At 30.2% G+C, this 14,810-nt stretch carries 13 protein-coding genes; 6 read left to right on the plus strand and 7 right to left on the minus strand.

Annotated elements, in window-relative coordinates; translation table 11 throughout:
* Genes AA089_RS17145 through AA089_RS17160 form a run of 4 tightly spaced genes read left to right on the plus strand, consistent with a single transcriptional unit; the run spans nucleotide 1 to nucleotide 3,983 of the window.
* Entirely contained in the window at nucleotides 1-1,200 is a 1,200-nt protein-coding gene (locus tag AA089_RS17145) for an efflux RND transporter periplasmic adaptor subunit (RefSeq protein ID WP_046758219.1), read from the plus strand.
* 2 nt (nucleotides 1,201-1,202) lie between these two features.
* The gene (locus tag AA089_RS17150) at nucleotides 1,203-1,619 is read left to right on the plus strand and encodes a Fur family transcriptional regulator (protein ID WP_046758220.1); all 417 of its coding nucleotides are present in this window, start codon (nucleotides 1,203-1,205) and stop codon (nucleotides 1,617-1,619) included.
* Between the two features lie 53 nt (nucleotides 1,620-1,672).
* Complete coding sequence (locus AA089_RS17155; RefSeq protein WP_046758221.1) at nucleotides 1,673-2,050, plus strand: DUF3703 domain-containing protein; 378 nt, start codon at nucleotides 1,673-1,675, stop codon at nucleotides 2,048-2,050.
* Nucleotides 2,031-3,983, plus strand: coding sequence for a heavy metal translocating P-type ATPase (locus AA089_RS17160; protein WP_046758222.1), 1,953 nt, complete (start codon nucleotides 2,031-2,033; stop codon nucleotides 3,981-3,983). The genes AA089_RS17155 and AA089_RS17160 overlap by 20 nt, the downstream gene beginning before the upstream one ends.
* 384 nt (nucleotides 3,984-4,367) lie before the next feature.
* On the opposite strand, the gene AA089_RS17165 is transcribed toward AA089_RS17160, so the two are convergent.
* The 5 genes from AA089_RS17165 to AA089_RS17185 all read right to left on the minus strand — a co-directional run bounded on the left by AA089_RS17165 (nucleotide 4,368) and on the right by AA089_RS17185 (nucleotide 10,142).
* Nucleotides 4,368-4,982, minus strand: coding sequence for an HD domain-containing protein (locus AA089_RS17165; protein ID WP_046758223.1), 615 nt, complete (start codon nucleotides 4,980-4,982; stop codon nucleotides 4,368-4,370).
* A gap of 125 nt (nucleotides 4,983-5,107) precedes the next feature.
* Complete coding sequence (locus AA089_RS17170; protein ID WP_156169076.1) at nucleotides 5,108-7,849, minus strand: gluzincin family metallopeptidase; 2,742 nt, start codon at nucleotides 7,847-7,849, stop codon at nucleotides 5,108-5,110.
* A gap of 165 nt (nucleotides 7,850-8,014) precedes the next feature.
* Complete coding sequence (locus AA089_RS17175) at nucleotides 8,015-8,587, minus strand: phosphatase PAP2 family protein (RefSeq protein WP_046758225.1); 573 nt, start codon at nucleotides 8,585-8,587, stop codon at nucleotides 8,015-8,017.
* 17 nt (nucleotides 8,588-8,604) lie between these two features.
* A complete protein-coding gene (locus AA089_RS17180; RefSeq protein WP_082113307.1) occupies nucleotides 8,605-9,177 on the minus strand; it encodes a phosphatase PAP2 family protein in 573 nt (190 codons plus the stop codon).
* Between the two features lie 83 nt (nucleotides 9,178-9,260).
* Nucleotides 9,261-10,142 (minus strand): diacylglycerol/lipid kinase family protein, encoded by an 882-nt coding sequence (locus AA089_RS17185; protein ID WP_046758226.1) that lies wholly within the window; start codon nucleotides 10,140-10,142, stop codon nucleotides 9,261-9,263.
* Nucleotides 10,143-10,368: 226 nt separating this feature from the next.
* On the opposite strand from AA089_RS17185, the gene AA089_RS17190 reads away from it, so the two are divergent.
* Together AA089_RS17190 and eptA are read left to right on the plus strand one after the other, a co-directional pair.
* A complete protein-coding gene (locus tag AA089_RS17190; protein ID WP_046758227.1) occupies nucleotides 10,369-11,250 on the plus strand; it encodes a phosphatase PAP2 family protein in 882 nt (293 codons plus the stop codon).
* Entirely contained in the window at nucleotides 11,234-12,754 is a 1,521-nt protein-coding gene (eptA, locus tag AA089_RS17195; protein WP_046758228.1) for a phosphoethanolamine--lipid A transferase EptA, read from the plus strand. Before AA089_RS17190 ends, eptA begins: the two co-directional genes overlap by 17 nt.
* A gap of 96 nt (nucleotides 12,755-12,850) precedes the next feature.
* Here the strand turns inward: eptA and AA089_RS17200 are convergent, their stop codons facing one another.
* Nucleotides 12,851-13,297 carry a PepSY-like domain-containing protein gene (locus AA089_RS17200; protein WP_046758229.1) on the minus strand — a complete coding sequence of 149 codons (447 nt, stop codon included), beginning with the start codon at nucleotides 13,295-13,297 and terminating at the stop codon, nucleotides 12,851-12,853.
* Nucleotides 13,298-13,397: 100 nt separating this feature from the next.
* On the minus strand, nucleotides 13,398-14,801 hold the full coding sequence (gene omp85, locus AA089_RS17205) for an Omp85 family outer membrane protein (protein ID WP_046758230.1): 1,404 nt from the start codon (nucleotides 14,799-14,801) through the stop codon (nucleotides 13,398-13,400).
* Between the last annotated feature and the right edge of the window lie 9 nt (nucleotides 14,802-14,810).

The following is a 14,810-nucleotide window of genomic DNA, read 5'->3' on the forward strand; positions in this document are numbered from 1 at the left end:
ATGAAAAAAATATCCTATAAATACATCATATTTATTTTTACAACACTAATAATTGTGTCTTGTGATAGTAAAGAAAATCATACTGAAAATGATGGACATTCACACGAGCAAGTAAAAAATGATAATGAAGAAGATCACCAAGAAAACGAAGTAATGCTAAACGCAAGACAGTTTGAAGCATTGAAAATGAAAATAGATACACTTACTTTACGAAATATGAGTGGCTATGTGGAAGCTAACGGAACATTAGAAGTGCCACCACAAAACGAAGCTGCAATTACTGCTGTAATAGGAGCTAATGTTGTATCTATTAAAGTCATTGAAGGCGACAAAGTTAACAAAGGGCAAGTAGTAGCCTATTTATCTCATCCAGATATCATAAAACGACAAACTGAATATTTGAATGCCTACAGCAACAGTAATTTTTTAAAGAAAAACTATGAACGACAAAAAAAGTTATACGATGCAGGAGTTGGCTCTGGTGCTAATTTCCAAAAAGCAGAGGCAGAATACAAAGCATCAATGACATTGGTTAATGGATTGGCTGCTCAACTAAAAATATTAAACATCAATGCTACTTTTGTTGGTGACGGAAATATTGTACAAAATGTACCCTTGCGAAGTCCAATAGAAGGTTTTGTTCAAAAAGTAGAGGTAAAAACAGGACAATATGTAGCACCGCAAACTGAATTGTTTGATATTGTAAATACACATCATATTCATGCGGATTTAATGGTTTTTGAAAAAGATGTATTTAAGATCAAAAAAGGTCAAAAAGTAAGTTTTTCAGTACAGTCAATTCCTGATACAGAACTTACCGCAGAAATATATTCTGTTAGTAAAACTTTTGAAGAAAATCCAAAAGCAGTTCATGTTCACGCTGAAATAGAAAACAAAAAAGGAAATTTAATTCCTGGAATGTACATTCAAGGTAAAATTCAAGTAGATAAAAGTTACACGAAAGCATTACCTGAAAATGCTATCATAAAAGAAGGAGAAAAATTTTATGCTTTTACAGTAGCAAAAAAGAATGACAAATGGAGTTTTATACCTATTGAAGTGATTACAGGAACAAAAGATGGAGATTGGATAGAAGTTACTTTTGTAGAAGAAATTAAAAATAACACCCTATTCGCTTATAACAATGCTTATTATCTAATTGCTGAAATGAAAAAAGGAGAAGCAGAACACTCACACTAATTATGAAAACGATTGAAGAACTATTAGAGTCAAAAAAAATACGTATAACAGCAATGCGCTTATTAATTTATAAGTTTCTTGCTGAAAAAAAAGTAGCAGTAACTTTGAGTGACACGGAAAACGCATTTGTAAAAGCGGATAGAACAACACTCTACAGAACTATTAAAACATTTGTTGAAAATGATATTGTCCATCAAATTGATGATGGTACGGGCACAATAAAATATGCTTTATGTGAAGTAGGATGTAGTTGCGATATTAAAACCGATTTACATTTGCATTTCTATTGTAGTAATTGTAACGAAACTGTCTGCTTAACAGATCATAAAATCCCTCAAATAAACGTTCCCGAAGGTTTTATTTCTGAAAACGTAAACCTAGTGGTAAAAGGTATTTGTAATAAATGTAGTAGTATGTAAATGCACTTCCTTTGCATTATTTTTAAAAGTATTTTTGTAAAAAATCATTTAATATGAAATTCAATTTGAAAATACCAAAACCTTTAAAATTAGCCTATTTAGCAGAATTAAAATCTTACAGATATAGTTTAAAACATAAAGACTTTAATAAAGCTTGGTATCATTTAGAGAGGAGTCATATTATAGGGCAGTTATATCCTATTGAACATACATATTCGCATTTGTTAATGTTGAGATTTGGTTTGATGCAAAAAAACACTAAAGAAGTTTTTGGACAAATTATTAGACTGCTTGTTGGTGGCTGGAAATCATTTATTAATCATGTGCCACTTGGTAACACAGGTGGAGCAGACATACCACCACTAATGCGTATGCCTATTGATGATGATATTCAAAAACTATTTGATAAAAATGAGAAAAAAGAATGTTAATTTAAAAGATATAAAACCGAATATGGAAAGTAAACATAGTCACGATGATGGACACAATCACGGAAGTTCCACAAATAATTTCAAAGCTTATATTCCAGCTATTGTAAGTTTTACAATGCTAATTATTGGAATTGGATTCGACTATTTTGATGTAACATTTTTCAAAGATTGGATTCGGATAATTTGGTATGGTATCGCTTACCTACCTGTCGGACTTCCTGTAGTAGTTGAAGGTTGGAGAAGTATCATTAAAGGCGACGTATTTACAGAATTCTTTTTAATGTCTATTGCTACAATCGGTGCATTCATTATTGAAGAATATCCAGAAGGTGTTGCTGTAATGCTATTTTATGCAGTAGGCGAATTATTTCAAAGTGCAGCAGTTAATAGAGCAAAAGGAAATATTAAAGCATTGTTAGACGTTCGCCCTAAAGAAGCAAATGTTTATCGAAACGGTGACTATAAAAAAATTTCTCCTGAAAACGTTAGTATAGGTGAAAAAATTCAAGTTCGGGTTGGGGAGAAAATTCCATTGGATGGTATGTTATTATCTGATAAAGCATCATTAAATACAGCAGCTTTAACTGGGGAAAGTAAACCTAGCTCTATTGTAAAGAAAGCCAAAGTTTACGCAGGTAGTATCAATTTAGAAAATGTTATTGAAGTTGAAGTAACTAATAAATTTGAAGATAGTTCTATAGCAAGAATATTAGATTTGGTTCAGAATGCTACAGCTCGAAAGTCAAAAACAGAATTGTTCATCAGACAGTTTGCTCGTATATACACGCCTATAGTAGTGTTTTTAGCAATTGGAGTTACTTTACTACCATACTTTTTTGTAGATGATTACATCTTTAGAGACTGGTTATATAGAGCCTTAATATTTTTAGTTATATCATGCCCTTGTGCATTGGTTATTTCTATTCCTTTAGGGTACTTTGGTGGATTAGGCGCTGCTTCAAAAAATGGGATTCTTTTTAAAGGTGCTTCATATTTAGATGCTATGACCAAAATTAACACTCTAGTAATGGATAAAACAGGAACTGTTACAAAAGGTGTTTTCAAAATCAAACAAATAAAAACCATAGATTGGAAAGAATCTGAATTTATGGACTATCTAATGGCTATGGAAGAACAGTCCACGCATCCTATTGCTAAAGCTATTATGGAATATAAAACAGATAACAATATACTTGAAGCAGAAGCAGTTTCAGAAATTGCGGGGAAAGGCTTAAAAGGAGTTGTAAATAGTAAAGTAGTTTTAGTAGGAAACAAGGCGTTAATGACTGCAAACAGTATTGATGTTCCCGCTGAAACTGAGTCTATCGTAGAATCCATTGTATTGGTCGCTATAAATAAAAAATTTGCGGGGTATGTGGTTATTGCAGATGAGTTGAAAGATGATGCTAAACAGACTATCACGGCATTACACAAAGTAGGTGTTAAAAGTATTATGATGCTTTCAGGTGATAAAAATTCTATTACCCAACAAGTAGCAAAAACATTAAATATTGAAAATGCTAAAGGTGGTTTATTACCAGAAGATAAATTAGAAGAAGTTGAGTTGCTCAAGCAAAATTCTGAAAATAGAGTAGCTTTTATTGGAGATGGTATAAATGACGCTCCTGTGTTAGCCGCTAGTAGTGTTGGTATAGCAATGGGCGGTCTTGGAAGTGATGTTGCTATTGAAACCGCAGATGTAATTATTCAAACAGATCAACCTTCAAAGGTTGTTACTGCTATAAAAATTAGTCGTTCCACAAGACAAATAGTATTACAAAATATTGTATTAGCATTTGGTGTAAAAGTAATCGTACTTATATTGGGCGCAGGTGGTTTAGCTACAATGTGGGAAGCAGTTTTCGCAGATGTTGGTGTAGCATTATTGGCAATACTTAATGCAGTCAGACTACAACGAATGAATTGGAAATAGGTTTAATATCAAATTTGCCTAGATATTAATTTTATCTCTAGTGAATAATAAATTACAACACTATAAAATGATGTTCCTTGTTGGTTTTCAAAATTAATCCCCACAATATTTTTACTGAGAATAAATTATCATTGTGATGATTCTTTTAAAGATTACAACTATAAGACATTAGATAAGTTAATAAGATAGCTGTTCATTGATTTCGAGTATTATGTGAATTCCGTATTACCTAATTTAATTCAGCACACCCATTTACAAAATATTTGGAAACTTTGATTATTCTTTAAATGGCAATACCACATATTACCAATTTTGTAACAGATTAGTTTAATATTTATGAGAAAATAACTTTTATAAGACTACGATTGAAGTAGAACTAAAGAACTAACTTTTTTCTTGTAAAGAACTTTTAACTTTTAAATTTTTCAACAACCTAATATTTTGTTTTTTTAGCTCCTCTAATACTCTTTTTCCATACTGGGTATGATACTTATGATTTGTAAGGAAGTCGATATTTAACTGACACCATTCTTCATCAGTAAGCCGAAGTCCTGCATATACACTCCACTCGCTTCTTAACAACTTATTTTTCAATAAGTATTCTTTACTTGCCAAATGTAATAAATCAGCATCGCAGATTATAGATTCTAAAAGTGTTTTAGGATTCTGTGGCATTACAGTAGCTTTAATACAATTTATAACTGCAACTATTTTTTTGTTGGAGAAGTTTAAATTCCTCAAAAAATCATGCGCATATTTGGCACTCATATTTTCATGTTTATCAAATTCAATCGACATTCCTGTATCGTGAAATAAAGCTGCTAACATCAAAATTTCTAAATCAGTTTCGTTTAAATTTTCATATTTACCTATAACCTGTACATTTTCAAAAACTTCTAAAGTATGTTTGTAGCTATGAAATGGTAATGACTTACATTTACTATTTGTCAGTAAATCCAAACAGTATTCTTTCGCTTTACTTATTAGGGTTGTATTCATAATTGAGTTTTAATATAACGCAGACTTTTTGAAAAAATTTGAGGCTTAATTTTTGTAAATTTTCTTGAAATAATAATTGTCGTTTTAGCTTGTGTCAGAAATTTAGACTTTGTTACTATAACTTATCAGTACCAACGTCTTGTAAATAGTTTAATAAGTGTTGATATACTTAAGGTCACTTTAAATCGAATTTTATCAGTGTATTTATATTGCGATAATTCAAAACCATTGTTTGAACTCACTGGTAAATAGAGTTCGAAGTAATCCTCAACCAAACTCAACTTAACACCTGAATCATGGGCAAAATATGGCTTTAATCCTTTATTTTTTAGGTAACCTATATCTCCATAAGCGTGAATCCAATTCCAAATACTCACTTCTCCATTTAACGTTGCTATCCACTGGTTTGCAAATCGAGTGTCAAGTATTGACTTGAATCCTCCCTCTGCCGTTATATATTGTTGCGAAACAATACCTTCATCCTCAGACCTTCCAAGATAGTTGTAATCAAATAAATAATCTGTAGGTCGATCAAGTGCAAAGTCAAAAAAGTTATTGTCAGACTGCGTTTTATTATTCAAAAAAGTACCTAAATACAACCTTGCGCTAATTTTTCGATTGTCAAGAAATAATTTTCTGTAAAATACTGTTGCAGATATTTTGCTAAAGTTTTTGGAAAGCTCAAAGTCTCCCTGAAACGTAAAACTATTTGAAAAATTGAAGTCACGAAAAAGGTATCTAGCATTGAAAACACTATAATTGGGTGTTTCTAGCGGAAGCTCCGAACTTTCATCTCGTGAAATAGCAACATTCCTTAATATAATTGATTGACGTAAGTTACTTCTTAAATCTTTTCTTCTATAATTGAAATCAATGTAGGGAGAGAAACTATTTGCAAATAAGTTTGGAGCATAACTTGTTCTATCTCCAGAAAGTCCTATCGTATATGAATACCAACCATACTCTTTTATCTGTTGCGTAAAGACTAACGATGCAGAACCAATTAAAGCATTAGATTTAAAACCGTAAGTAGGTGTAATTTTATATATAAGCGGTGCTTTAAAAAGTGTTCTATTATATATTCTTCCGCCCAAAGTTAACCCATCATAAATATTATCAAATTCAATGATGGGCATAAAAAAAGTTTGATTTTTACTAGGATCTTCAATATCTTGGAGTAATCTTACTTGTAAGGGTTTATTCAGTAATCCCTTTAAATTTTTGTAATTATTTGATCGATCAACCTCAGGTATATTTCTTTCGTAATCTATAACTAATTTATCCGCGTTGTCATTTTTTATTTTTATTGTTTTCTTTCCTGTAAAACCATCAATCCATATTTTGTAAATTGCTTTATCATCTTTAATTAAAGATACGGAAACAGGCATCGTATTTTCACGTTTGTTTTTTATCGTAATTATAAGAGAATCACCTATTTTTTCTACATTTTTAAATTTGAAATCTAGTTTCTTATTATCAGAAATGAATTCATTAAAAAACCAATCAACATTTTTATTTGCTAGCGTGTCAATTATCTTTTGAAATTGTTTAGCAGATGACAATTTCAATTTATTTCCTGAATAAAATTGCTTAATACTTTTGCTAATAGTTTTATCTTCCAAATAATCTTCAAGATATTTTAAGCCTAGTCCAGCTTTATATGTATTAGTAATATTATAATTAAATTTGAGTAAAGAGTCTCTTGGAGTTTTTAATGGTTGATCTATAAAAAGTCTAGCCATGTTTTTATATCCTAGATAATATTGATCGTTAAAATACAAATCTGCGGCATGAAACCATCTTAAACCTATTACTTCTGTCAAAGCTCCGCCCAGTTTCATTTCAGGATAATTGTCGTTTATGTATTTCATCATTAAATACACTAATATCCCATCTGTCACCCATTTTTCGGTTCTTGGGTTTATGACCAACGTTTTTTTCAAAACAGCGTCAATCGTACTTTTTAGTAATGAAATTTCAAACTGAAACTCATCAGAAAACGGTCGTAGTTTTTGGGGAAGCTGATTAAAACCATAAACAGGGTTTTTACGTTGGTCTATACTTGAAATTATTAGTTTATCCGTAGACAAATCTCCTAAATTATTTTTTAAAAAATCCCCAATTTTATTTGCTACTTTATATTTTGTAGAAGTATTTGTTTTACCTGAATTAATGTTTGTTACTAATTCAAATTCACCTGTTTTTACATTATAAAAATTCGATATTTTTTGGATATATAATTTTACGTCTCTGAGATTATTTCCACGTAAAAAAATCTCTTTTTTATTTTTGGTAACTTGTTCATCTTGCATCATTTCAGAAGCCAAATTATATCCATTTGGAATTTTTAAATCAATCTCATAGTTTATCAGAGGAGCATAAAAATCAAATAAGTCTTTATTACTATATATCTCCCATTTTGAATTATAAACAGCAGGAATTAAATACCAATGTCTTAGATTGTAATTTTTTTCATTTGTATATCCATTTCCCGTAAACTTATAATGTGGAAGCTTTATCGAATATGATAAATTGACAATAGTACTATCTTTAGGATGTAAAGGTTTAGATAAATTAATTTCTAAAATATCTTGAATATCATTAAATCTTTTCCAAGTCAATGAGTCTTTAGTATTATTAAAAATTGAATTAATTTCAGTGAAACCACGTGTTTTATATCCTGCAAAATGAAAGTTACGTCTGAAATCTTCAGCAAAACGCACAGCTAGAGGAGTTTCTTTATCGGAGTAACTATTTGCCCAATCAAGCAATAAAATAGTAGATAAGGTATCTTTTGAAGTATTGAGATATACTAACTTCTGATTGATTTTGATAGTATTCGTAACAGAGTCAAGCTCCGCTTTCATAATTATTTTATGTTGCGCGAAGCCTACAGTTGAAATGAAAAAAATAATATTAGTTATAAGTTTTTTTACATTCATTTAGTTAAGGATATACTACTCTAGCTTGATTTTTTAAATCCATTAATATTTAAAATTTTATTCATTTCACTATTAATTCCGTGTTTATCATTAGAATTTATATTTAAACCCAAGCATATAATTTCCTTCTCCGCTATTAAAAGTTAACTCGAAATGTTCTCTTTGATAAGGAGTTGTAAATAAGTACGTACTTCCAATACCAACAACTATTCCTCCTAAAATGTCCCATCCATCGTGCCTGTCATTAATACCTTCGATTCTACTATATGCTACAAATCCTGCAACTGCATAGGCAGGAATTCCATAGCCCCAACCATAACGTCTTTGTAAAAAAGAAGCCCCTGAAAAAGCGACAGATGTATGTCCAGAAGGGAAAGCTTTTCCATCAGTTCTTCCATCAGGTCTTGGTTTGTCTATTGCATATTTTAATATATAGGTCAATCCAAGTGTCGTACCATAAGATTTTGTGAATTGCCAAAATCCTTTTTTATCTTTTTCAGCAATAATAACGACTAAAGATGTTAGAGCGGGTAAGTGCTGTAAATAATCTCCAGCTAATTCTAGGTTTGTTTCTCTCCTTATTTCAGATGGAGAGTCAAAATCTTGTGCCAACATAACTAATGGTGTAGTAACCATTATCAATAAAAAAAATATTCTCTTCATTAAATTAACTATGTGAATTAAAATTTATACGTAAAGCCAACGAGAAAGCCTTTTTCATCACTCTTAAAAGTGAGTTCCATGTGTTTTTGTTGATATTCAGTAGTAAACAACAAATTACTTCCTAGTCCAATAATAGAGCCTGCAATGACATCTAATAGATCATGCTTATTTGAGTCTATTCTGCTTGCTGCTGTAAATCCTGCTAGTGCATACGCGGGTATGCTGTATTTAAAACCATAGCGTCTGTGGATGTATCCTGCACTATGAAAAGTTATGGAAGTATGACCAGAAGGAAATGAATTATCATTACTCATATCTGGTCGTTGTTTATTGATACTAAGTTTTAAGGCGTAAGTCATTCCTGTAGTCAACAAAAATCCTTTAGTGAATTGCCAAGCTCCTTTATTATCTCCTATAATGAATGAAGTACTCACAGATGCTAATGGAAGACTTATTAAAATTACATCTCCAATTGTTTGTGTTGTTCCTGCTTTTGGTTTTGTTTCACTGGTATCTTGCGCTGTAAGATCAGCAGGATAGATACTTAAAAAAAAGCATAATAATAAAGTCTTTATAAGCTTACATTTCATTAAAGGGTATAATCTGGGGGTTATATTGTAAATTTATATTGGAAATCTTAAGAAAATTTAAAGTCTTTTCAATAAAGTATATTTTACATTATCACATTTAGTGCATTTTTCTTAATGTCAATTAATAATATATTATTTTCTATTATTGAAAATTCGCCATCTATTTGGGAAGAAAAAAACTCACCTTTTTTCATTGCTAGAAAGATTGATGATGATCTATAATACTTAGCTTCTTTAAATAATCTTGGTTTTTTGATGAGTAAATAAAAACCAAACAAAAGAATTTTCAGCCTACTAATTTTGGGAACTATAACGATATCTAAAAGTCCATCTTGCAAGGATGCAGAAGGAGTTAAACTAAAATTATAGCCTAGTTGATTAGAATTAGAAATAAAAATGAGGAAAGGGTTCATTAATTCGTAATTACCGTCAATGTTTATGATAACTTCTTTTCTTTTATTGTATTTGAGAAAAGACTGAACAGTCGCTTTTAAATAGCAATAAAGTGTTCTTCTGTTGAGAGCTTCATAGTTTTGTATGACATTAGCGTCAAAGCCAAAACCTGTATTACTAAAAAAATAACGTTTATTTACACAACCTGCATCTATTTTAGAAATTTCGCCATTTCTTATTTTGTTTAACGCTTTATTAATATTTTTCGGAATACCTAAATGAGACGCTAAACCGTTTCCTGATCCTTTAGGGACTATTCCAAATAGAATAGAAGTTCCTACAAGAACAGAAGCAACTTCATTAATGGTTCCATCACCACCACAAGCTACAATAATATCAACTTTTTGATGTACTGATTCTTTAGTTAAATCAACTGAGTGCCCTTTGTAATTTGAAAATTTTATACAAATATCAAACATTTCTACCTCAAAATAATCTTGGAGAATTTTTTTAGAAATAGTATTGCGACCAGATCCTGCAATTGGATTAACTATGAAGTGAATTTTTATCAATACAATTTTATATTTGAATATTTTACAGATGATACCATCTTGTAAATGACTTTGAATCTTGATATAAAACTTCCGAAATTACTATTGAAATCTTAATTAATTCTAAAGAAAAAAATGATCAAAAAATCTTTAAGTTTTCTTTAGAATTCGACTATAAATTGGCGTAAAAGTTAAACATTACAACTACAATGTTCCCCTTTATTAACTTGATTCTGAAGTCAATTTTATGATAAACAGTATAGCATTAGATACCTCCATAAGAGATAAAATCAAAACTGATAGTATCGTTATCCAAAATTTTAAAAAAGTAAGTTTGAATTTAGTAATAGTACCATTTTTATTATTACTAATATTCTTTAGTTATTATTTATTTTCATTTGATGGTTCTTTTGTAAGCACCTATGTTGATTCACAAAAAGATATGTTTTTAGAGCTAAATGAAATCTTATCAACGTATCCAAATCTAGCATATAATGTGACATATTTAGGAGATGCAAGAGTAATGTTTCCATTTATTTTTATATTTCTTTTTGTTGCACCAAAACTTTGGGAAGCTTTATTGACTTCATCCATACTCACATTAATTACATCAGCCATTCTTAAACATATATTAGCAGTTCCCAGACCCGCAGCCGTAATGGACATGGATACATTCACTATTATGGGAAGACCAAATATTTTACATACTTCATTACCATCTGGACACGCAATGACCGCGTTTATGATTATAACTATTTTATTGTTTGCGTTCATGCCAAAAAAAATGGTGCATAGAATTTATTGGACACTTTTTTTAATTACAATCGCTTGTATTATTGGTCTTTCAAGAGTTGCTGTTGGAGCGCACTATCCTGGAGATGTCCTCTTTGGAGCTTGTTTGGGTTTTATTATTGCTGTTATTGGTATTAATTTGAATAGAAATATCAGTTGGTTGTACTGGATGAAATTAAAAAAATATTATCCAATTATTTTTTTAATTTTAATGTATTGGTTTTACTTGATTCTTATGAAAACTGTAAAACATAATATTCCAATATTTTATTTTTCTTTAATAGCATTAATGTTTACTTTTTTCTCAATAACAAAGGAATATGTCAAAAAAAATTAAATTAAGTTACTTTGCGCTATTTGTAAGCTTTATTAATTTAATTCTCTATCAATATCCTTTTTTCAAGTTTGTTTTCGCAAATAAGAATATTGGAAGTTTTAATGGCGTATTATTTCTTCTTAGTCTAATAGTTGCTTCGATATTATTAAATGCGTTTGCCTTTTATATTGGTATTTATTTAATGCGAGTTGTTGGTAAGTATTTAATTATATTACTATTTAATATTAGTGCCGTTGCAGTGTATTTTATAAATACTTATGGAGTTATTTTGGACAGGACTATGATTGGTAATATACTCAATACTAATTATGAAGAATCTACAAGTTTTTTGTCATTCAACTTATTTTTATATCTGATTATTCTTGGAATCATACCAAGTATCTTCATATACAAGGCGGATATCATAATCCCTAAAATTAAAATATTTGCGTTAAATTCTGTTGTAACGTTACTACTGCTTGGAACCTTAGCGTATGTAAACTCATCTAATTGGCTTTGGATTGATAAAAATTCAAAAACTTTAGGTGCTACTACTATGCCGTGGTCTTATGTTGTTAATACTTTTAGATACTACAGTCATATCAATAAGAAAAATGAAAAACAAATTTTATTGCCAAATGCTACTATAAAAGATTCCACAAAATCAATTGTTGTACTGGTTATTGGAGAATCCGCTAGAAGTAGTAATTTTTCCTTATATGGATATGATAGAAACACAAACCCTTTACTTTCTAATATTGATAATGTAAACCATTTTAAAACTCAATCTTGTGCTACATATACAACTGCTGGTCTTAAATGTATCTTAGAACATGAGAACACAGGAAAACTTTATGAAATATTACCAAATTACTTGTACAGGAATGGTGTAGATGTTATATGGAAAACTACTAATTGGGGAGAACCTACAATAAAAGTAAAAAGTTTTCAAAACAAAGATTTTTTAAGACAAAACTGTGAAGGTGAAATTTGTGGTTACGATGAAATATTATTAAAAGATTTACAGCAAGAGATAGAAAATAGTGAGAAAAATAAAATTCTCATTGTCTTACATACAAATACAAGTCACGGTCCAACATACTACAAAAAGTATCCGAAACAGTTTGAAAAATTTAGTCCAGTATGTAAAAGTGTAGAATTAGCTAATTGTACTCAACAAGAACTTATAAATGCGTATGATAATACGATTCTTTATACTGATTATATATTAGCGACTTTAATTGAACAATTGAAAAAGATAGAAAAATATGAGTCATCTATGATATACATTTCTGATCATGGAGAGTCATTAGGTGAAAATAATCTTTACATGCATGGAATACCATCAAGTATAGCTCCGACAGAACAATTAGACATTCCTTTTATTGTATGGTCATCTAATACATCTAAAATAATAAAAGAGGATCAAGAATATTCACAACACAACATATTTCATACTGTCTTAGACCTATTATCAGTTGAAAGTCCAATTTATGAGGAAAGTATGAGTATCTATGAAAAATAAAGGATTCTTGTAAATTTTAAATACTTTATATCCTAAACTAGATGATTTTGATATTTGATGCTAATATTTAAAAGCACCAAATATCAAATTTATCTATTAATCTTCTTTAATAGTGCCAACTATCTTGCCTTCAAGATTAATAGAAACTTCTAACTCAGCATCACCTTTCTTTAAGCTAAACTCATACAATGTTACAGAAGGTGTTTCAGAAATTTCTATTTCGTCTATGTTATAGTTCGGAAATTCTGCTTTTAAATTACTCAGAATTTCTTTAGAGATTTCTGAAACCTCTATCTCATGTTCGGTTTCTCTCCATGAACCATCTAATCCAAAATTAGCTGAATATTTCGTAGTATTCATTTCAAATTCTGCTTCCCATTCTGTATCGTTTTCTTTTTCCCATTCTATTTTGGTAGCACTAGGAAACTTTGATAAGAAAGCTTCTTGAACTGTTTTAGGGGCGTTAGTTTGCTTAACTTCTTTTTCATCGCATGATAAAAATAGTAAACATATAAATACATTTGTAAGTAATTTTATTTTCATAAATTCTTTATTTTATAAAAGGTAAGTTATTACTAAATTCTAAAGACTATTTAAAGGAAATCTAAAGTTTATCAAAAAAGTTTTTTGAAGTAATGTAAAATTAGAAAACTTGTCCTATGCCTATATAAAATAGTCCATCCTCTTTAGATTTACCATAATCAAAAGAAATTATGGTAGACTGATTCCAAGCTACACGTAAACCTGCTCCGTAAGATGTTTTAATTTTACTAAAATTTAAGTTTTGCCATTTGTCTCTAACGGTTCCTGCATCAAAAAAGGGAGCCACACCAAAAGCTAAACGCTGTTTTCCTATAGAGAATTCAGTAAATCTATAACGTAGTTCAAAATTTGCAAACCATAGTGATCTTGCCAAAAACCTATTGGCTCTATAACCACGTAGCGATTGTTTACCTCCAAGCGCATTAATACTTCCGTCTGGACTCCATTGATCTTGAAATTCAAAAAATGGAGCATTACTGCCAAAAATATTACCTATACCCAATCTACTTGCAAATACTGTACGCTTGCCGAACGGTATCTTTTTGTAATATCTACCTTGAATGAATAATTTATTGAAATTGAATTCAGAACCAATGATATTACTTGAATATTCATTTGCGATTTCAAAATAAAATCCTTTTGTTGGATCTGGTTCAAAATCTCTAGTATCATATATTAACGCAGTCTGTAATATAGATACCCAACCACCATCTAATCCTGATATTTTATTTTGTTCAAAATCTCTCCGTAATAGTGAAACACCATTTGGTGCCTGAATAGTATTTCCTGTATTTGGGTCTATTGCGTCTGCTTCCTTTCCTTCAAAAGTTTTATACTTTAAATTTTGTATTTCATATCCTCCCATAATACGCCATTTTCCATTACCAAGAGCATAATCTGCCTTCAAATTAAGCATATATTCTGTTTCACGAAAACGGTTAGACAAGGCATCGGTTACAAAATCTGCTTCTCCATTTTGCCCTGGACGTAATCTTTTTCTAGCTCTATCATAATCAGCATAGGTGCTGAATGTTTCTCCATTTTGTGATGATGGCAATCTTAAAGGGTTTAAGGTTGCTTCTGTAAGTCCAAAATAGAGATTAGCAGGATTCTGCTGTATTTTAACATCTACCTTAAATCTCCAACGAGAACCTTTGTAATAAGGTACATCTAAAGATAAAGTCAATTCTCTAGCGTTTGAAGTATAATAAGCCACATTTGCTTTCAGTTTCGCTAGATAAGGTGTGTACGCAAACAATTCGTTGTCTCGTGTCCCATTCCAATAAACATTACCTCTTACTCCAAAACCAAAGCCAGTGATTGGGTCAGAAGAAAAGTCTGGAATTCCAGTAAAAAAAGTTCCTTCCTTTTTTTTAGCCAAATCATCATCAGACATTCTTTTGGATTTAATAAAAGAGAGCGAGTCTTTAACTTGAGAATTACATAGGTGTGTTGAAAAGGCTAGAATCAAAGCTAGAGTCCAAACCTTATTAATTATTTTCATACGTTCTTA

This window comes from Kordia jejudonensis, from assembly GCF_001005315.1.
Taxonomy (GTDB): domain Bacteria; phylum Bacteroidota; class Bacteroidia; order Flavobacteriales; family Flavobacteriaceae; genus Kordia; species Kordia jejudonensis.

Excerpts from the sequence above, each read along its gene's own strand:
- AA089_RS17145 (WP_046758219.1), top strand. The coding sequence starts at position 1 with ATGAAAAAAATATCCTATAAATACATCATATTTATTTTTACAACACTA.
- AA089_RS17150 (WP_046758220.1), top strand. The coding sequence starts at position 1,203 with ATGAAAACGATTGAAGAACTATTAGAGTCAAAAAAAATACGTATAACA.
- AA089_RS17155 (WP_046758221.1), top strand. The coding sequence starts at position 1,673 with ATGAAATTCAATTTGAAAATACCAAAACCTTTAAAATTAGCCTATTTA.
- AA089_RS17160 (WP_046758222.1), top strand. The coding sequence starts at position 2,031 with ATGAGAAAAAAGAATGTTAATTTAAAAGATATAAAACCGAATATGGAA.
- AA089_RS17165 (WP_046758223.1), bottom strand. The coding sequence starts at position 4,982 with ATGAATACAACCCTAATAAGTAAAGCGAAAGAATACTGTTTGGATTTA.
- AA089_RS17170 (WP_156169076.1), bottom strand. The coding sequence starts at position 7,849 with ATGAAAGCGGAGCTTGACTCTGTTACGAATACTATCAAAATCAATCAG.
- AA089_RS17175 (WP_046758225.1), bottom strand. The coding sequence starts at position 8,587 with ATGAAGAGAATATTTTTTTTATTGATAATGGTTACTACACCATTAGTT.
- AA089_RS17180 (WP_082113307.1), bottom strand. The coding sequence starts at position 9,177 with ATGAAATGTAAGCTTATAAAGACTTTATTATTATGCTTTTTTTTAAGT.
- AA089_RS17190 (WP_046758227.1), top strand. The coding sequence starts at position 10,369 with ATGATAAACAGTATAGCATTAGATACCTCCATAAGAGATAAAATCAAA.
- eptA (WP_046758228.1), top strand. The coding sequence starts at position 11,234 with ATGTCAAAAAAAATTAAATTAAGTTACTTTGCGCTATTTGTAAGCTTT.
- AA089_RS17200 (WP_046758229.1), bottom strand. The coding sequence starts at position 13,297 with ATGAAAATAAAATTACTTACAAATGTATTTATATGTTTACTATTTTTA.
- omp85 (WP_046758230.1), bottom strand. The coding sequence starts at position 14,801 with ATGAAAATAATTAATAAGGTTTGGACTCTAGCTTTGATTCTAGCCTTT.